Origin of the sequence: Aeromonas sp. QDB68, assembly GCF_027707405.1 — a bacterium.
Lineage (GTDB): Bacteria > Pseudomonadota > Gammaproteobacteria > Enterobacterales > Aeromonadaceae > Aeromonas > Aeromonas caviae.
Genome location: NZ_JAPCIQ010000045.1, coordinates 1 through 18,596 on the forward strand (window position 1 = coordinate 1; position 18,596 = coordinate 18,596).

Consider the following 18,596-nt stretch of genomic DNA (forward strand, 5'->3'; position numbering starts at 1 on the left):
CAATACATTCAAAACCAGCGGGGCTGACGCCCCGGCGAAATTCCCCTCCCACCTACGTCGGAGGGAGTCCCCTTTCGTATTTAAGATGGGAACTGAAGCGGCGAACGATTAATTATAAAAGCATCAATTCGAGCTGACGCTGCGACATATAGTGTCACATGAAATGACACTGGCAGAATTTATGACCATAAAAATCATTTTTGCAACACAAGTGAACTGAAAGATTTGATGAATGCAGTTTAATGTTTCAGCAAAGCAAGAAGCAGGGAAGCCCTGCCGGGCGACACGGACTCCCCGCTTATGTTCCCCGCCCTGTCAGACCGGCTGCCAGCCGCGCATGACCCTCAGCAGGTCCTTCCAGCTCACTATGCCCACCAGGGCGCCGTTTTCCAGCACAGGCAGACAGGAGATCTGGTGCTCCAGCATGAGGCCGGCGGCCTCTTTCAGGGCGCGTTCGGGGGAGACGGTGATGGGTTCACGGCTCATGATCTGGTGGGCGCGCCGGTTGAGGGTCTCGGTGTCCCGGTTCATCTCGGCATCCGTGTCCAGATAGGGGCTGATGGCACGCAGCAGATCCCGGTCCGAGATGACCCCCACCAGCTTCTCTTCCTCCACCACCAGGAGGTGGCGGAAATGGGCCTGCTCGAAGATCTCCTTGATGACGCTCAGCCTGTCATCCATGGAAACGGTCGCGACCCGGGTCGTCATGATCTCTTTAATCAACATGGTCAGCCTCCTGCCCCCCAGATGTCTCTGTTATGACACGTTTTTCCGGCGGCAGCCATCCCCCCCGCCCTCAAGTGCAAATTTGTGTCATTTCACGTAAGATCCGCGCCAGTTTCTCTCCTTCAATCGAGCCAAGCAGACCCATCCATGATAGTTGCCAGTCAAATCGAACTGATCCGCGGCGGCCGCACGCTGCTGGACAACGCGTCCGCCACCATACACCCCGGCCACAAGGTGGGCCTGGTGGGCAAGAACGGCTGTGGCAAGTCCACCTTCTTTGCGCTGGTACGGGGCGAGCTGGCCATCGACAACGGCAGCTTCAGCCTGCCCGCCGGCTGGCAGATTGCCGGCGTGGCCCAGGAGACCCCGGCGCTGGACTGCTCCGCCCTGGAGTACGTGATCGACGGCGACAAGGAGTTCCGCGCCCTGGAAGCCGAGCTCGCCCGGGCCGAGGCGGATGACAACGGTCTGCTGGTGGCCGAGCTGCACGGCAAGCTCGATACCATAGGTGCCTACAGCATTCGCGCCCGTGCCGCCGAGCTGCTGCACGGTCTGGGTTTTGGCGGAGATCAGCTCGACTCGCCGGTCAGAAGCTTCTCCGGTGGCTGGCGTATGCGCCTGAACCTGGCCCAGGCGCTGCTCTGCCGCTCCGATCTGCTGCTGCTGGATGAACCGACCAACCACCTGGATCTCGACGCCGTCATCTGGCTGGAGAAGTGGCTCAAGGGCTATCAGGGCACGCTGGTGCTCATTTCTCACGACCGCGACTTCCTCGATTCCGTGGTGAATCGCATCATCCATATCGAGAACGGCAAGCTCAACGAATACAGCGGCGGCTACTCCGACTTCGAACTGCAACGGGCCGAGCACCTGGCCCAGCAGCAGTCCATGTACGAGAAGCAGCAGCGGGAGATGGCCCACATGCAATCCTATGTGGATCGCTTCCGCTACAAGGCCTCCAAGGCCCGTCAGGCCCAAAGCCGGCTCAAAGCCATGGAGCGGATGGAGAAGATCCTGCCCGCCCACGCCGACTCCGAATTCAGCTTCGAGTTTCGCGAGCCCTCGGCCCTGCCGACTCCCCTCATCGCCATGGAGAACCTGTGCGCCGGTTACGGTGACAAGGTGATCCTCGAGAAGATCAAGCTCAACCTGGTGCCGGGGTCGCGCATCGGCCTGCTCGGTCGCAACGGCGCCGGCAAGTCCACCTTCATCAAGATGCTCTCCGGTAGCAACCCGCCGCTGTCGGGCAAGCTGGAGGTGAGCGCCGGGGTGAGCATCGGCTACTTCGCCCAGCATCAGCTCGAAACCCTGCGCCTCGATGACAGCCCCCTCGATCACCTGGTGCGCCTGGCCCCGGACAAGACCGAACAGGAGCTTCGCAACTACCTCGGCAGCTTCGGTTTTCACGGCGACAAGGTGCTCGACAAGGTGGCCCCCTTCTCCGGCGGTGAGAAAGCGCGTCTGGTGCTGGCCCTCATCACCTGGCAAAAGCCCAACCTGCTGCTGCTGGATGAACCGACCAACCACCTGGATCTGGAGATGCGCCACGCCCTGACCATGGCCCTGCAAGGGTTCGAGGGGGCCATGGTGGTGGTCTCTCACGACCGTCATCTGCTGCGCACCACCACGGATGACTTCTATCTGGTCCACGGCGGCCGGGTCGAGCCCTTCGATGGGGATCTCGACGACTACCACAAGTGGCTCGGCGAGCAGGAGAAAGAGGCCAATGCCAAGCCGGCAGATGGCACTGTCTCCGCCAACTCGGCGGTGGCGCGCAAGGATCAGAAGCGCCTCGAAGCCCAGTTCCGGCAAGCGACCCGGCCGCTGCGCCAGAAGCTGGAGAAGCTCGAAACCAGCATGGAGAAGCTGCAGGCCAAGCTGGCCGCGGTGGAAGAGCAGCTCGCCGATCCCGCCATCTATGAAGAGAGTGCCAAGGGCAAGCTCTCCGAGCTGCTCAAGTCCCAGGGCCCCCTCAAGGAGGAGCTGGAGCACGTCGAGCTGGAGTGGATGAGCCTCTCTGAAGAGCTGGAAACCATGGAGCAGGCCTTCTTTGCGTGATGAAGCCTTGATGGCCAGCGAGCGGGTCAGCCCCGACGCCCTGCCCACCCCTTCCGAGTTCTGGACATGGAGCACGGGCGCCTATGGCCAGCGCAGCCAGGACTGGCTCCACGTGCAAAGCATGGGGGGCAACGTCAACCTGGCACTCCTGCTGCACCACCTCGACCTGCTCCGGATCCCGGTCGACCTCACGGACTTGCAACCGGCCCTGGTACAGACCGAGGCGGTGCTGCTCCCCTGGCGCACCCTGCGCCAGCAGGCCAAGTCACGGGTGGGAACCGAGGAGTACCAGACCATGCTGGCCCACGAACTGGAGCTGGAGCGGCTGCAACAGGGGGTCTTGCTGCAGACCCTGCGCACCCTCGCCCTGTTTCGCGGCGACAGCCGCAACCTGTTTCACTATCTATCGTTACTGGGTGCCCAGCAGGGCCCCCTCAGAGATCTCATATGCTGAGCTACCGCCACGCCTTTCACGCCGGCAACCACGCCGATGTGCTCAAACACGCCGTCCAGGCCCTGATCATCGAGTCCCTCAAGAAGAAGGAGAAACCCTTCATCGTGCTAGACACCCATGCCGGTGGCGGTCTCTACGACCTGCGCGGCGACTGGTCCCAGAAGAAGGCGGAATACGCCGACGGGATCAAACGCCTGTGGGATGAACGGGCCCAGTGGTCTGCCATGGCCCCCTATCTGGGTGTCATCGAGGAGATGAACAGCGATGGCCAGCTGCACTACTACCCCGGCTCGCCGGAGCTCTCCCGCCGCCTTATCCGCGATCAGGACAAGCTGGCGCTGATGGAGCTGCACAACAACGAGGTGGAGGATCTTCGCGCCAACATGGGGTACGACCCCCGCGTCGCCGTCCACCATCGCGACGGCTTCGAAGGGCTGGTTGCCCTGCTGCCCCCCACCCCGCGCCGCGGCCTGGTGCTCATCGACCCCCCCTATGAGCTGAAGGAAGATTACTTCGCCGTGGTCGATACCCTTAAAAAAGCGCAAAAGCTCTGGGCCACCGGCATCTACGCCCTCTGGTATCCCATCCTCGGGCAAGAGGCGGACAAGTCCCGCGACATGCTCAAAGCGATCAAGCGCGAGAACTTCGGCAACGTCCTGGTGGCCGAGCTGGAAGTGGCCGGCCAGACCAGCGATTGGGGCATGAACGGCTCCGGCATGCTCATCGTCAGCCCCCCCTGGATGCTGGACGAGCAGATCGAGGCCTTCTTGAAACCCCTGTGCGCCAGGCTGGCCCAGGGCGCCGGCGCCCAGTACAGGGTGGAGTGGCTGAACAAGGCCGAAGCCTGACCCTCGGAACCACAGAAAATGAAAAAGGGCCTGTCACAGCAGGCCCTTTTTCATTGGGGCTGATGACCCGGCACGTTCACGCTGGCCAGCTGCTCGGACAGGCGGCTCGCCAGCCAGTCGATGGCAAGCCGGGTCTTGAGGGGCAGATGCGGACCATGGGGCCAGAGGGCGTTGATGGGATAGCGCCGACCCGGCAATCGGGCCAGCAGCTCGCGCAGCTCGCCCCGCTCAAGGTGGGGCCGCGCCAGCCAGGTCGGCAGCCAGGCGAGACCAAAGCCCGCGATGGCCGCCTGGGTGATGGCGTTGAGATCGTCCATCTGCAACCGCCCTCTGGGCTGGACTTCGCGCCATGCCTCGGCCTCCTGCCACCACCACGACAGCACCCGCCCCTGGCGCAGATAGGCAATGCACTCGTGCTCCGGTAACTCGGCCAGGGTCACAGGTTCCCCCCGCTCGGCCAGATAGGCGGGCGAGGCGCAAAGCGTCATGCCGTGCTCCCCGAGCCTGCGCGCCGCCAGATCCAGGCTGTCCGGCGGCTCTGCGTTGCGGATCACCAGATCCATCCCCTCCTCCACCAGATCCACCTTGCGATCGCTGAACGACAGCTCCAGGGCCAGCCCGGGATGCGCCTTCGCCAGCGCCAGCAAAATGGGGGCCACGCACTGCTGGCCGAACAGCACCGGCATGGAGACCTTCAATCTGCCGTTGAGGGTGAGCTTGTTGCTGGCCAGCGCCGCTTCCCCAAGACGCACCTCCTCCAGCGCCCGCAGGCAGTGGCGATAGAAGAGCGCCCCCTCCTCGGTCAGGCTCTGGCTGCGGGTGGTGCGATGAAACAGTTGCACGCCGAGACGCAGCTCCAGCCGCGCCACCCCCTTGCCCACCGCCGAGCGGGTGAGGTGAAGCCGCTCCGCCGCCTGGGCGAAGCTGCCCGCCTCCACCACGGTGGCGAAGAGATCGATGCCGTTGAGCGTGTTTGCCATCTATTGCATACCTTTTGGAACCAATATGGCGAAATACTATCAGCACTGCGGAAAAAAATGACTGGTAAGCTCCCTTCATTCTTCACACGTTTCAGATGGAGTTTCCCTCATGAGCCAGATCCTGCTGCTGCAATCCAGCCTCAACGGCCCCGCATCCCGCACCAACCAGTTGATGGAGCGCTTCCTGCAAACACGCCGGGAGCAGGGCCATCAGGACCAGGTGGTGGTGCGTGATCTGACCGCCCTCGACTTGCCCGTCCTCGACAGCCCGTTGTTTCACGCCCTGCGCGGGGCTGAACCGGCCAATGAGGCCATCCGGCAGGCGGTGGCGCTGTCGGATCGGCTGATTGCCGAACTCAAGGCCACCGACCTGCTGCTGATCGGCGCCCCCATGTACAACCTCAATGTACCGACCCCCCTCAAGAACTGGTTCGATCTGGTGGCACGGGCCGGGGTGACTTTCCGTTACACCGACACCTACCCCATGGGGCTGGTGGAGGGGGTCAACGCCCTGGTGTTCAGTAGCCGCGGCGGCGTGCATCAGGGACAGACGACGGATGCGGTCACCCCCTACCTCCAATCCGTGCTCGGCCTGATGGGCATCCCGGTGGACTTCGTCTACGCAGAGGGGATGGATCTGCGCCCCCACGGGGCGGAGCAGGGGATGCGCGAGGCCCATGCTCGGATCGCTGACCTAGGCAGGTAGGGCCATCACCCGATCTTGCCCCTTCCAACCGGCCACCTGCTGCGCGGGACATTCCAAGTAAAAAAGCCCCGCAAGGGGCTTTCACGTGCAGGCAAACATCAGGCCCTGACGGGCATATCCCGCCAGAGCGCCAGAATGAGCAGCGCCAGCAGGGCAAAGGGCGGCACCAGGCAGAGCAGCACGCACAGGAAGGTGACAAGCCCCGGGTGGCGGCTCTTGCGCCGGGCCAGTCGCCAGGCCACCACACCGACAACGATCATCATCAGCAGCATGAAGAGAACAAACAGGTTGGAGTTGATGGTCATGAAAGCTCCTTTTTCATGGCAAAAGGCACACTCTAGCGCCGTTGCGGTCCCGGGCAACTCCCAATCTGGTGGTGCCTCCCCCGGTCGATAGGCATTTTCTATTTCGCTGATAGATGAGAATGGTTTTCATTTGATGAGATTCTGGGTGATACTGCCTTCATCGCCAGAGGAGACACCACCATGAAAAAGACCATCAGCTTCGCCATCCTGCACTTTTGTGTCGCCTTCACCGTGGCTTACCTGCTGACCGGCGAACTGCTCACCGCCAGCCTGATCGCCCTCATCGAGCCCGCCGTGAACACGGTCGCCTTCTACTTCCACGACCTTGGCTGGCACAAGCTCAAGCCTGAGCACAGCCTGCAGGCCAAGACCAGCAGCTTCGCCCTGGTCCACTTCTCGGTGGCCTTCGGTGTCGCCTACCTGCTGAGTGGCGAGCTGCTCACCGGCGGCGTGATGGCACTGATCGAACCTGCCATCAACACCGTCGTCTTCTTCTTCCACGAGCGGCTGTGGCGCAGCCGCCAGACCTTGGCGCTGGCCGGCGTCTGATTGCCATGCAGGGCCGCCCGGCACCCAAAAACACGGGGTGCTCCTGCCTCCTTCGGGTGTAAAGTGTGCTCTGATCACGGGGCATCACGCCCCCTGTTGGAGCCCTGTCGATGAACAAGATCTTGCTTGGAACCCTGCTGTTTTCCCCTCTGCTGGCCGCGGCGGCCACCCCGTCCTTCGAGTGCGCCAAGGCGAAAGGCGCCGCCGAAACCCTCATTTGCAAGGATGCCGGACTGGCTGCGCTGGATAACGAGCTGTCAGCCCTCTATCCCAAGGCGATTGCCGGGTTCTCCCCCGAGCAGCAGAAGAGCGAGCGCGCCATCCAGCGCGGCTGGATCAAGGGGCGCAACGACTGCTGGAAGGCGGGCGACCTGCGCCAGTGCGTGGAAGAGAGCTACCAGTTGCGGATCACCGAGTTGCAGATAAAAGGCGGCCAACTGAGGGTGCCGACGCCGATTGATTACCAGTGCGGCAAGAGCCTCACCCTCTCCACCTACTTCTACAACGAGGCCAAGCGGCCCGCCGCCATGATCAATTTGAGCGAGGGGAACGACCAGCAGCAGGTGCTCGCCTATGAGACCCCCAGCGCCAGCGGCGCCCGGTACGAGGGGCAAAACCTCACCCTCTGGACCAAGGGGAGCGACGCCATGCTGGAGCGCTACGGTCAGCCCACCCTCAACTGCAGCGAGATCCCGGGCAACTGATCCCCCGCCCGGCCAAGGGCCGGGCAACCACTCCCGTACAGGCAGCAAGAGGGTCACCAGTTGGTGGCCACTCGCTCCCTTTTACCTATGCCCAGCCCTCTCTCGCCAATCCAGCCCGGACGCCAGGCTTTCGGGCTTGCCTCCATTTGTTGATCTTGCCCGGCAATTCGCCATTTCCTCCTTCCCCTTCGCTCGCGGGCCGTTAATATAGCCAATTGGCAACATACGCCTCGTCGGAGTCTCCCATGAGCCATGCCAACCCTCTCGCAGGTAACGTGCAGCAGACTGGAGGCTGTAATTCAGGGCGGTAGCCATGCCGGCGTTTGTCATGACCAAGGTCACACTGCTTTTCTATACCGTCGTAATGGTTGTGCAAAAAGAAGAGGTCAAGCGAATACAGTCTGCTTCAGAGGTAGGCAGGTAATCCATTGATTTAAATGTTACTTCTAAATCCCGAAATCAAAGTGAAGCGGAGCTAGATAGAAGACGGTATTAATCTGTTAGTACCGCCCTCCATCTAATCACTGTTATGTGCTTATTACCCACAGGGGCTTAATTTATTCATGGCAAAATTCATAAAAATATCAGCCTTTACTTTTCTAGTAATAGGATTGGGTATGCTTGTCTATTTTCTGGGAAAATCGGCAGCTGATGGCTACTCAATTTATTTCGAAGCAAAAACAAACTATGAGGTCACAGGACAGTTTGGTGATTTTGTTGGGGGTGTAATAGGTACATTTTTCGCTTTGACTGGGACGTTTCTCATATATCTGACATTTCAAGAGCAGGCCAAAGAGAACAAGAGAACTGCGTTTGAGGCAACCTTTTTCGAAATGATTAGGCTATATCGAGAAAATGTGAGCGAATTGAGGTACAGAAAACATTCGTCTGGCGATTATGAAATTTATGAAAACAGACAAGTATTAAAAATAATATTTCAAGAATTTATTGAGTGTTATATGGAGGTAAAGAAATTTTCTAACTCAAAAAACCCTACCGACTATATTGCACCAAAATATCTTGAGCGCGTTCGAGAGATCATCGCGAAAAATAACCCAAAAATTAATGCAATCGAACTGGCCAGGATTGATATTGCCTACTGTATGGTATTTTATGGGGTTGGCGCTGAGGGGGAGATCGCATTGAGAAAACTCTTCCAGAAAAAATACAATCCTGATTATTATTTTAAGCTCCTGTACTACATTAAGCTGAAGCCAAAAAGGTCAAGTGAAGAAAGGTTCGCCAACTGGGAGAAAGCAAGAAACTTGGACCTCAATAAACTACATGAACTGATCGGAGAGCTGTACCGCAATAGGAGCACCCCAGAAAAATCCGCCAACCTCTCTCAGATGGCCGCCGATTTGAATATGCACCTTCCATATGAAAAGTATTATGGCGGCCATCAATTCCGCCTAGGCCACTATTTTAGACACCTGTATCAAAGCTACAAATACTTAAATGGGAGTGACTACCTAAACGAAGATCAGAAATATGCTTATGGAAAAATGTATCGAGCCCAATTGTCCACTTATGAGCAGGCACTACTTCTTGTAAATAGCATTTCTAGCATAGGTATGAAATGGGAGTTCACACCTGATTCATCAGAGAGTGACGAAAACCACTCAAAGCTAATAACAAAATACAACTTGATTAAAAATTTACCAGGGCAGCACCTGTTTGGAATTCGATATAAGACCTACTACCCAAGCGTAAAATACGAATCTGATGATCACGTATCATAGACTGCACATAACAAGTGGCTCAAATTCGCTCCGTTTCACTACGCCGGACGCTCACTGCGTTCGCGCCGTTTAGCCGAGCGTTAGGCTACTACAGGAGGTTATTCGTGGCTGACCCGCAAATCACACAGGAAATCGCACTAAAACTTATAAGTGATGCCCAATTCTGGGCGGCAGTTATTGGATTTATTGGGGTGTTAGTAGGCTCTGTTCTGTCAGTTATAGGAAATCTCATATTTCATTGGTATCAAAATCGTCGAGCAAATTCTCTAGACAATCTGAGAAAAGACTTATTACGAAAGATGCTTGATAATCCTAAATTCACCGAAGGACGCTCATTGAAAACTCTTTCTAGGGTCACAGGAGCTGAGCCGGAAGAGTGTAGACGCCTATTAATCGAGATTGGAGCTAGAGGCTTCACACTCGCGCGCGGTGAGGAAGGTTGGACATATGTAAAGAACCGCGAATGGTCGGAGCAGTAGTAGACTAACAATGCGTTCACTTCGTTCGCTGGGACCGGCGAAGCCGGCCCCTTAGCTTAATCGTTATACACCTTGGTGAGTTATGGGAAGTCATAAAGAACAAGAAAAGATGCTCAGGCACTTGGTGGGAAACACGATTGATTTCTTAAGCAAGTCAATATCTGAGCTGCAACAATATCCAAAGTACTCCGTGATCAACTTTCACTCTGCAATTGAGCAGTTCCTCAAAGCTCGCTTAATGGCAGAGCATTGGTCATTGATTGTCTCACCTAAAAAAGATCCTGATTGGGTTGAGTTTCAGCAAGGTAAATTCCTTTCTGTAACGCTTGAAGAGGCTACAAAGCGTTTAGATAAGGTTGCTCAATCTGGCTTATCCGGCAAACAGGTCGATGCATTTCGCTCAGTCTCAAAGCATAGGAATCAGATGGTTCACTTTTTCCATGAAGCCGAAACATCAGAAGCTGATGAGCGTAGAGTTCGTGGCATTGTAAAGGAGCAGCTAAAGGCGTGGTATTTCCTGCATGATTTATTGTTAGGTCAATGGAAATCGGTTTTTGAAGAGTGGTCAACTCAAATTTCCGATATTGATGCCAAACTAAGGGAGCACCATGAATTTCTAAAAGTCGTGTTTGATGAGTTAAAACCCGCCATAGCTGAACTGGAGAATAAGGGTTACGAATTCCAAGAATGTCCATCCTGCGGATTTACAGCAGAACAGCACGAAACCGAGTTAAAAAAGCTTTATCTTTCGGAATGTCTGGTCTGCGGGTTAAAAGAAAACTGCATTCGTATTGCCTGCAAAGAGTGTGATGACGGAATTTTATTTTTTCATGGAGAACCGTCGGCTACGTGCTCCTCATGCAATGAGGAACACGGGAGTAGTTCGTTACTTGAAGAGTTTGTTGACGAGACAGAAGCTTACCTAGCAGTCAAAGATGGCGGAGATTATCCATTCCCCATTAATTGTGGCGAATGTTGCAGTTACGAAACTGTCGTTGAGGTGGGTACAAACGAGTTTTTGTGCACCGAGTGTTTCACAGTTACAGACAGTTATGGAGTATGCGAATGGTGCAATGATGAATCTACAAATCTGTCTGAAGGTACTATGTGGTCTGGGTGTGAGTTTTGTGATGGACGGGCAGGTTGGGATGATGATTAATAAGGCGGTGTGTACAGATCTAGTTATCACCTGACACCAACCTCCTTCGCCGCAGACAGGCAGGGTATTTCCCCCTGCAAGCCGCCGAGCCGAGTTTAGCTGGTCAGGAGCGCCGTCATGGATGACGGCGCAGCCGCAGGCGGCACAGGGATGTGCCGTGTGCGGTGCTCCGTCCGACCCGATGAAGTAGGCGAGGGAATCCGCGAAACGGACGGCTTGCCGGGGGAGAAGACCTTTGGTGGCTTTGGGTCTTTCCAATGTCACTCTCCCCGGCCCGAAGAGCGGGCGAAACCCCGTCGAGGGCAAAGCCATATCCCGCCCCTGCGCCGTGTCAGGGATGCGGCGATGCCGTCACAGCTCCACATCGTTATCCTCCCCACACTGCACCGATGGCGCCCTCCCCCTCGGGTATTCAATCCCCCCTGCCACTGACCTATAGTGGGCTCCTTTCACACCACCTTTGCGAGCAGCAGTATGTATATCGGTGAATTTGCCCGGCTGGCGGGCACCACCCCAAAGGCGGTCCGTCTCTACGAGCAGCTCGGGCTGCTGCCCGAGCCCAGGCGGCGCGGCAAGTATCGCGTCTACCGGGCCGAGGATCTGGAGTGGGTCGGCTTTATCCGCGAGGCCCAGCGGCTTGGCTGCAAGCTCGGGGAGCTGGTTCCCCTGCTCGCGGGCGTCACCAGCCTCGACCACTTCCCCTGGCAGAAGGTGGAGCAGCTTATCGCGGACAAGCTGGCGCAGATCGCGGCGGAGGTCGCCCGGCTGCAACGCCAGCATCAGGGCTTGAGCCAGTGCGCCACGCTGCTGGCGCAGCACCCCTGCCGCTATGGCGCCCCGGCGCGGCAATCCCCCGACGGGCGGGATCATCCCGCCGCCGCGGCTCGGGGTCAAAAGGTGGCTTGACTCTGTCCCATGGGACAAGGGGTGTAATGGGGGCTCACTTCAAGGAGCCATACCATGACCCCCAACCTGCTTGTTCTCAACGGCAACCCCAAACCCGACAGCCTCTGCCACGCCCTCGCCCGAGAGTATGCCCGCAGTGCCGAGCAAGGGGGCGCGCGCGTCACCCTGCATCACGTGGGGGAGCTCGCCTTCGCGCCGGATCTTCACCATGGCTATGACGAGGTGCAGCCCCTCGAGCCCGATCTGCAGTCGGTGCAGCAGAGCCTGACGCAGGCCCACCATCTGGTGATCGTCGCCCCCGTCTGGTGGGGCCACCTGCCAGCCCGGCTCAAGGGGCTGCTGGATCGCACCCTGCTGCCGGGTTTCGCCTTTCGCTACCAGCCGGGGAAGGCGTACCCGGAGCAGTTGCTCGCCGGCAAGACGGCACGCCTGCTGCTCACCATGGACAGCCCCCCCTGGTATTACCGCTGGTGGCAGGGAGCCCCCCTGGATCGCACCCTGGACAAGCCGGTGCTGGGGCTGTGCGGTATCCGGCTGACCCACCGCCAGCATCTGGGGCCCGTCCACACCTCGGATGAGGGGGCCCGCCAGCGCTGGCTCAGCTAGGCCGGGGCCGCCGCCCGCCAGGATGTGCAGCGGCTGGGCAGGCGCCCCGCCTAATCCCTGCCATGGGCATGTTTTGCCCATTAAAAAGCCCCGCAGTTGCGGGGCTTTTGTCGTCGAGGCGGGGGTTATTTTGCCGCGATGGCGTCTGCCATGGGGCTCTGGAACTCCTGCTCGGCTTCTGCGAAGCGATCCTGCATGGCCTTGGAGGGGGCCTTGTCCAACAGGCTGAACAGCACGATGGCCAGGGTGGCAAACAGGAAGCCCGGGATGATTTCGTACAGACCCAGCCAGCCGAACTGCTTCCAGATGATGACGGTCAGGGCACCGACCAGCATGCCCGCCAGGGCGCCGTTGCGGGTCATGCGGGACCAGAGCACGGAGAGCAGCACCACGGGGCCGAAGGCGGCACCGAAACCGGCCCAGGCGTAGCTCACCAGCCCCAGCACCCGGTTTTCCGGGTTGGTGGCGACGGCGATGGCCACCAGGGCGATCAGCAGCACCATGGCGCGGCCGACCCACACCAGCTCTTTCTGGGAGGCGTTCTTGCGCAGGAAGGGCTTGTAGAGATCCTCGGTGATGGCGCTGGAGCAGACCAGCAGCTGGCAACTGAGGGTACTCATGACCGCCGCCAGGATGGCGGAGAGCAGCACGCCGGCAATCCAGGGGTTGAACAGGATCTTGGAGAGCTCGATGAAGACGCGCTCCGGGTTGGCGGTCACGCCACCCGCCTGCTCGGTGAAGGTGGAGAAGTAGGCCAGGCCGAAGAAACCGATGGCCACGGCGCCACCCAGGCACAGCACCATCCAGGTCATGCTGATGCGACGGGCGCTGGCCATGGAGTGGTGGGAGTCCGCCGCCATGAAGCGCGCCAGGATGTGGGGCTGGCCGAAGTAGCCCAGGCCCCAGGCCATCAGAGAGATGATGGCGATGAAGTCCAGGTTCTTGAACATGTCGAGATTGCTGGCGTTCTGCGCCGCCACCTGCACCATGGCGGTGTCGATGCCGCCCACGGCGATGATGACGAACACAGGAGTCAGGATGAGGGCGAAGATCATCAGGGTCGCCTGCACGGTGTCGGTCCAGCTTACCGCGAGGAAGCCGCCGAAGAAGGTGTAGGTGATGGTGGCCGCGGCACCGATCCAGAGGGCGGTGTCATAGCTCATGCCGAAGGTGCTCTCGAACAGGCGGGCACCGGCCACCACGCCGGAGGCGCAGTAGATGGTGAAGAACAGCAGGATCACCAGGGCGGAGAGGATGCGCAGCACCCGGCTCTTGTCTTCGAAGCGGTAGGTGAAGTAGTCCGGCAGGGTCAGGGCGTTGCGGTTCTTCTCGGTGTGAACCCGCAGCCGACCGGCCACCCAGCGCCAGTTGAAGTAGGCGCCGATGATGAGGCCGATGGCGATCCAGCTCTCGGAGATGCCGCCGATGAAGACGGCGCCAGGCAGGCCCATCAGGAGCCAGCCACTCATGTCGGAGGCACCGGCGGAGAGGGCGGTCACCCAGCTCCCCATGCGGCGGCCGCCGAGAATGTAGTCGTCAAAGTTACGGGTGGCGCGATAGGCGATAAAGCCGATCAACACCATCCCGAGGATGTACACCAGAAAGGTGATGAGCATGGGGGTGCTAGCTGTCATTCAAAACTCCGTTATGTGACGTCTGTGCCCGTTCTTGCGACGGACTCTTCCTTAAAAAAACCGGCCTAGAGTAATCAGCAGATCGCCGGACCACAACCACTTTTAACAAATAAAAAACACATGGAAAACGTTTAACACCTAACCAAGCAACCACTCAATTGCAATAAGGCCGGATTTTATCCCGACCTGCCAAGGGTTTACCCTGATGATTCCCTCCCCCGCGCCATAAAAAAGCCCCGACAGTGGCCGGGGCTCGGAATACCGACGGGCGGGATCAGCGGTTGATGGCGATAGGCATGCCGCTGCGCTGCTCCAGGGCCTGCTTGACCAGCTGGGAGTCGCTGTCCGCGTGGGCGATGAAGCGGGTCACGGCGGTGGACATGGGCAGCGGGGCCGGCAGGCTGGAGTTGAACTCCTCCTGGTTGCGCGAGAGGGGCTGGTGCACTTCCAGGTAGCGGCGGCCATCCGGCTCGACAGAGGCCTTGATGGGCTGGTTCACGAACTGGACGCGGGTACCGACCGGGACCTGCTTGAACAGGTACTCGATGTCGTCGTTGCGCAGACGCACGCAGCCGTGGCTCACCCGCAGGCCGATGCCGAACTGGGCGTTGGTACCGTGGATGGCGTACATCTTGCCGATGTAGAGCGCGAACAGCCCCATGGGGTTGTCCGGACCGGCCGGCCAGACAGCAGGCAGGGTCTCGCCACGGGCGGCGTACTCGGCGTGCATCTTCGCGGTCGGGGTCCAGGTCGGGCCCGCCTTCTTGCGCTGCACGCTGGTCACCCAGTCTTCCGGGGTGTCGGTGCCGAGCTGGCCGATGCCAATCGGCAGCACTTCCACCACCTTCTTGCCTCTGGGGTAGTAGTAGAGGCGCATCTCGGCGACGTTCAGCACGATGCCTTCACGGGGGGCATCCGGCAGGATCAGCTGATGCGGCACGACCAGCTTCTCGCCCGCCTGCAGCAGCAGGGGGTCCGCCTTGGGGTTGGCTTCCAGCATGTTGGTCAAGCCGAGCTGGAATCTGGCCGCTGCCGCTTCCAGGGGTTGGCCCGCCTCTTCCGGGGACACCACGTAGTCCAGGTTCTCCCCCACCAGGCGGCTGTTGGCTGCGGGCAGGGCATATTCGATGGCGAGGGCGGGCATGGCGGCCAGGATCAGGGAGCAGCACAGTGCGGCCGCCGTGTTGTGGAGGAGCTTCATAACTTTCCTGTGATAAAGGGGGTGGTTCAGCACTCTGGCCAGCGCGGAGGCGACGGGCGCGCCCGGGGCGAAGAGAAGGCCGCCATTTTTCTCCTCTGCCATGCAAATTTCAACCGCCACGTGCTGACGGGTCGGTGATTAAATACGGTGCCGCGCCGCGCCGCGGCACCTTGTCATAAGCGGGATCAGCCGTTTTTCCAACTGTGCATGTCATAACCGGTTGGCGACTGATGCAAACGTAGATGGAATTGCTCAATTATCGCAAATATGTGGTCGAAAATATCAGCCTGTATCCCTTCATACTCGGCCCAGGCGGTGGTCGCCGTGAAGCAGTAGATCTCCAGCGGCAGGCCGTCCGTGGTCGGTGCCAACTGGCGCACCATCAGGGTCATGTCCTTGCGAATGCCCGCATGGGCCCGCAGGTAGGCGTCCAGATAGGCGCGCAGGGTGCCGAGGTTGGTGAGGTGGCGACCATTGATGGGGCAGCTGATGGCATCGCTGAGCTGCTGGTTGTAGCTGCTGAGCTCCTGCTCCTTGCGGCTGAGGTAGGGTGCCAGCAACCTGGCCTGCTTGAGCTGCAACTGCTCCTGCGAGGTGAGGAAGCGCACGCTGGTCATGTCGATGTTGACGCTGCGCTTGATGCGGCGCCCGCCGGATTCGGTCATCCCCTGCCAGTTCTTGAAGGAGTCGGAGATGAGGGCATAGGTGGGGATGGTGGTGATGGTCTTGTCCCAGTTCGACACCTTGACCGTGGTGAGGCCGATGTCGGTCACCTCGCCGTCCGCCCCGTACTTGTCCATCTGCAGCCAGTCACCGACGCTCAGCATGCGGTTGGCGGAGAGCTGGATACCCGCCACCAGGCCGAGGATGGGGTCCTTGAACACCAGCATCAGGACCGCGGTCATGGCCCCCAGGCCGCTGAACAGGAAGAGGGGCGACTTGCCGAGCAGCAGGGCGATCATCAGGATGCCCACCAGGATGCTGGCCACCAGTTTCACCCCCTGGAAGATGCCGCGCAGGGGCAGATCCCGCCCAAGCCGGGTATACCGGCTCAGGGAGAGCAGGCAGTCGAGCAGGGCGAACAGGGCCAGCAGCAGGAACAGCAGGATCCAGAGCTGGGCCAGCAACTCGATAAGCGCCAGGCTCTCGGACGCTTTGGGCAGCCAGATCTCCGCCTGACCGAGCAGCACGGCGCCCTGGAACACGAAGGCGAGCCGGTAAAAGAGGCGTTGCTGCAACTGGGGCGGCAGCCACATCTGCTTGGTCTTGCCAAGCAGCCCCACCAGGCGCACCAGCAGGATGCGGTGCAGCACCAGGTGCAGCACCATGGCGGTCAGCACGATGAACCCCAGGGCGATCACCAGGGCCATCATGGGGGTCACATCGACCCCCAGACCTGACAACCAGTTGAAAAACATCTCTTTCATCGTTACCTCCGCAATATCACACAGCGGTCAGGGTACGCATCTGGTCCCCCATGTCAAATGACAGGCCGATCACTATTGCCGAAACGACAACGCCCGGCAGGGGCCGGGCGTTGTCATCACCAGAGGGTGCCTTAGCCGACCAGGCTCAGGGCATCACGAGCGATCACCAGCTCTTCGTTGGTGGGCATCACCAGGGCCAGACGGCTGCCTTCGACGGTGATGGGGCCTTCACCGCCCAGCACGGCGGCGCTGTTGGCCTCCTTGTCGATCTTGAAGCCGAGCAGGGCCAGTCGGGCCAGCACCATCTCGCGCACCATGGCGGCGTTCTCGCCGATGCCGCCGGTGAACACCAGGGCGTCCAGGCGACCATCCATGGCGGCAGCATAGGCACCGACGTACTTGGCAACGCGATAGGTGAAGACATCCAGCGCACGCTTGGCACCGGCGTCGGTGGCGTAGTTGCCGGTGACGTAGCGGCAGTCGCTGCTCTCCTCGGTCATGCCCAGCAGGCCGGATTCGCGGGTCAGCACCTGGTTGATCTTGTCCACGCTGTAACCCAGGTTGTCGTGCATGAAGAAGACGATGGCAGGGTCGATGTCACCGGAGCGGGTGCCCATCGCCAGCCCTTCCAGCGGGGTCAGCCCCATGGAGGTGTCGACGGACTCGCCGTTCTTGATGGCGCAGACGGAGGCACCGTTGCCCAGGTGGCAGTTGATGATGTTGAGCTCATGGAGCGGTTTGCCCAGCGCCTTGGCGGTCTCTTCGGCGATGAAGCGGTGGGAGGTGCCGTGGGCGCCGTAACGACGGATGCCGTTCTCGCGATAGAGTTTGTAGGGCAGCGCGTAGAGGTAGGCTTCCTCTGGCAGGGTCTGGTGGAAGGCGGTGTCAAACACGGCCACGTTCTTGTCGGCCAGGGCCGGGAACACCTTGAGGGCGGCACGGATGCCGATGAGGTGCGCCGGGTTGTGCAGGGGGGCAAACGGAATGGCGGCCTCGATGCCGGCGATCACGCCCTCATCGATGCGAACGGAACGGGAGAACTGCTCGCCGCCGTGCACGATGCGATGGCCGATGGCGACCAGCTGATCGGCCAGGGCGGGATCCTGGGGCAGGATGTGGCCCACGATGTGGTCGAGGGCTTCCTGGTGCGCGGCACCGGCGCCCAGCATGGCGTCGCCCTTGACCCCGTGGAGTTTCCATTTGATACGTGCGTCATCCAGATTGAAGCATTCGGCCAGGCCGGACAGCATGTCCTCGCCCGTTTCAGCGTCCATTACGGCAAATTTCAGGGAAGAGCTACCGCAGTTAAGGATCAATACCAACTTGCTCATGTTCTACATCTTCCTGTGCTTCGGCTTTACGCCGACAGTGTCGTGTCATCCAGCGATGGATGGGATTCCCCTGCCGGGGGCTTATGGTCGCAGGAGGGTGCGTCCAATTTTTCAAATCGTTGGGCGCAGACCGTTCGTCTGGCGCGCGCGTCGAATCAGCGATTCGCAACGGGCCTCTGTTGGCCCAATCACTCGGGACTCCAGGCCCCGAATGCCACTCAGGCGCCGGTCAGCAGCGACTGGTGAACCTTGACGACCAGCTTCTTGACCGGACCTGGGGTCGTCAGGGTACAGAGGGGGCGATGCAGTTCTCCCGGCCAGAAGATGGCGAAGTCGCCGGGCTGCAACGCCAGATAACTGGTCTGCTCGTCATCGACGAACCAGAGATCGGGGTGAGGATGGTCGGCACCGTCCCGGCTGTAGGCGTGAGGGCCCACGCCGATCCACTCCTCGCCGCGCAGCAGCAGCTGGATGTCCAGATACTGCTCATGAAACTCGCCCCGGCGATCCACCACCGGCTCTGTCAAATCCTCGCTCACCAGGCAGAACAGCATGAGGCCGTCGACCTCCTGCTTGCCGAGGGGGGCGTGCAGCCAGCGTTCGACGCTTTGCACCACCTCGGCCACGATACGGTTCAGGGGGGCGGGCAAGGGGGTGCGTTGCAAGGTATCCAGACTGCCGGTGATCATGAGGTTCGCATCCTTAGATATATCTGTGGTCTATCTTTGTGCACCAATGAAAAAGGACCATTGAAGGTCCTTTTATCGTCTCGTCTGCCATC

The 18,596-nt window shown here is 59.8% G+C and carries 19 protein-coding genes; 11 read left to right on the forward strand and 8 right to left on the reverse strand.

Translation table 11 applies throughout. The annotated features are described in order from the left end of the window. Positions 1-315 precede the first annotated feature (315 nt). A complete protein-coding gene (locus PG892_RS13605) occupies positions 316-726 on the reverse strand; it encodes a CBS domain-containing protein (RefSeq protein ID WP_270825491.1) in 411 nt (136 codons plus the stop codon). Between the two features lie 147 nt (positions 727-873). Between PG892_RS13605 and PG892_RS13610 the strand changes: the two genes are divergently transcribed. From PG892_RS13610 to PG892_RS13620, 3 genes are read left to right on the forward strand one after another with little or no spacing between them, the layout of a single operon-like run. Continuing rightward, positions 874-2,784 (forward strand): ABC transporter ATP-binding protein, encoded by a 1,911-nt coding sequence (locus tag PG892_RS13610; protein ID WP_042879860.1) that lies wholly within the window; start codon positions 874-876, stop codon positions 2,782-2,784. After that, positions 2,777-3,238 (forward strand): DUF2390 domain-containing protein, encoded by a 462-nt coding sequence (locus tag PG892_RS13615; protein WP_052815280.1) that lies wholly within the window; start codon positions 2,777-2,779, stop codon positions 3,236-3,238. The genes PG892_RS13610 and PG892_RS13615 overlap by 8 nt, the downstream gene beginning before the upstream one ends. Continuing rightward, positions 3,232-4,086, forward strand: a complete 855-nt coding sequence (locus tag PG892_RS13620) for a 23S rRNA (adenine(2030)-N(6))-methyltransferase RlmJ (RefSeq protein ID WP_052815281.1) — start codon at positions 3,232-3,234, stop codon at positions 4,084-4,086. Before PG892_RS13615 ends, PG892_RS13620 begins: the two co-directional genes overlap by 7 nt. A 50-nt stretch (positions 4,087-4,136) precedes the next feature. Here the strand turns inward: PG892_RS13620 and PG892_RS13625 are convergent, their stop codons facing one another. Next, a complete protein-coding gene (locus PG892_RS13625; RefSeq protein ID WP_103859254.1) occupies positions 4,137-5,066 on the reverse strand; it encodes a LysR family transcriptional regulator in 930 nt (309 codons plus the stop codon). Positions 5,067-5,175: 109 nt separating this feature from the next. Between PG892_RS13625 and PG892_RS13630 the strand changes: the two genes are divergently transcribed. Further along, positions 5,176-5,772, forward strand: a complete 597-nt coding sequence (locus PG892_RS13630) for an FMN-dependent NADH-azoreductase (RefSeq protein ID WP_052815283.1) — start codon at positions 5,176-5,178, stop codon at positions 5,770-5,772. A gap of 98 nt (positions 5,773-5,870) precedes the next feature. Here PG892_RS13630 and PG892_RS13635 read toward each other — a convergent pair whose 3' ends face one another. Beyond that, positions 5,871-6,077 (reverse strand): hypothetical protein, encoded by a 207-nt coding sequence (locus PG892_RS13635; protein WP_052815284.1) that lies wholly within the window; start codon positions 6,075-6,077, stop codon positions 5,871-5,873. Between the two features lie 180 nt (positions 6,078-6,257). On the opposite strand from PG892_RS13635, the gene PG892_RS13640 reads away from it, so the two are divergent. The 7 genes from PG892_RS13640 to PG892_RS13670 all read left to right on the forward strand — a co-directional run bounded on the left by PG892_RS13640 (position 6,258) and on the right by PG892_RS13670 (position 12,222). Beyond that, entirely contained in the window at positions 6,258-6,626 is a 369-nt protein-coding gene (locus PG892_RS13640; RefSeq protein ID WP_010675518.1) for a DUF2061 domain-containing protein, read from the forward strand. Between the two features lie 110 nt (positions 6,627-6,736). Continuing rightward, the gene (locus PG892_RS13645) at positions 6,737-7,330 is read left to right on the forward strand and encodes an MliC family protein (protein WP_052815285.1); all 594 of its coding nucleotides are present in this window, start codon (positions 6,737-6,739) and stop codon (positions 7,328-7,330) included. A 563-nt stretch (positions 7,331-7,893) separates the two neighbouring features. After that, on the forward strand, positions 7,894-9,072 hold the full coding sequence (locus PG892_RS13650; RefSeq protein ID WP_080989917.1) for a putative phage abortive infection protein: 1,179 nt from the start codon (positions 7,894-7,896) through the stop codon (positions 9,070-9,072). Positions 9,073-9,176: 104 nt separating this feature from the next. Next, positions 9,177-9,551: a hypothetical protein gene (locus PG892_RS13655; RefSeq protein WP_201896847.1), complete on the forward strand. Its 375-nt coding sequence runs from the start codon at positions 9,177-9,179 to the stop codon at positions 9,549-9,551. A gap of 82 nt (positions 9,552-9,633) precedes the next feature. After that, positions 9,634-10,710 carry a hypothetical protein gene (locus tag PG892_RS13660; RefSeq protein WP_270825492.1) on the forward strand — a complete coding sequence of 359 codons (1,077 nt, stop codon included), beginning with the start codon at positions 9,634-9,636 and terminating at the stop codon, positions 10,708-10,710. Between the two features lie 474 nt (positions 10,711-11,184). Further along, on the forward strand, positions 11,185-11,616 hold the full coding sequence (locus tag PG892_RS13665; RefSeq protein ID WP_052815914.1) for a MerR family transcriptional regulator: 432 nt from the start codon (positions 11,185-11,187) through the stop codon (positions 11,614-11,616). Positions 11,617-11,670: 54 nt separating this feature from the next. Then, a complete protein-coding gene (locus PG892_RS13670; protein ID WP_052815900.1) occupies positions 11,671-12,222 on the forward strand; it encodes an NAD(P)H-dependent oxidoreductase in 552 nt (183 codons plus the stop codon). Positions 12,223-12,347: 125 nt separating this feature from the next. On the opposite strand, the gene putP is transcribed toward PG892_RS13670, so the two are convergent. The 5 genes from putP to PG892_RS13695 form a co-directional block, all read right to left on the reverse strand. Next, positions 12,348-13,856, reverse strand: a complete 1,509-nt coding sequence (gene putP, locus PG892_RS13675) for a sodium/proline symporter PutP (protein WP_045525661.1) — start codon at positions 13,854-13,856, stop codon at positions 12,348-12,350. A 274-nt stretch (positions 13,857-14,130) separates the two neighbouring features. After that, complete coding sequence (locus tag PG892_RS13680; protein WP_052815902.1) at positions 14,131-15,057, reverse strand: L,D-transpeptidase family protein; 927 nt, start codon at positions 15,055-15,057, stop codon at positions 14,131-14,133. A gap of 185 nt (positions 15,058-15,242) precedes the next feature. Further along, positions 15,243-16,484: a mechanosensitive ion channel family protein gene (locus tag PG892_RS13685; protein WP_052815905.1), complete on the reverse strand. Its 1,242-nt coding sequence runs from the start codon at positions 16,482-16,484 to the stop codon at positions 15,243-15,245. Positions 16,485-16,615: 131 nt separating this feature from the next. Continuing rightward, positions 16,616-17,815, reverse strand: a complete 1,200-nt coding sequence (locus PG892_RS13690; protein WP_069652036.1) for an acetate kinase — start codon at positions 17,813-17,815, stop codon at positions 16,616-16,618. 218 nt (positions 17,816-18,033) lie between these two features. Then, a complete protein-coding gene (locus tag PG892_RS13695) occupies positions 18,034-18,504 on the reverse strand; it encodes a YhcH/YjgK/YiaL family protein (protein WP_052815909.1) in 471 nt (156 codons plus the stop codon). Positions 18,505-18,596: the final 92 nt, after the last annotated feature.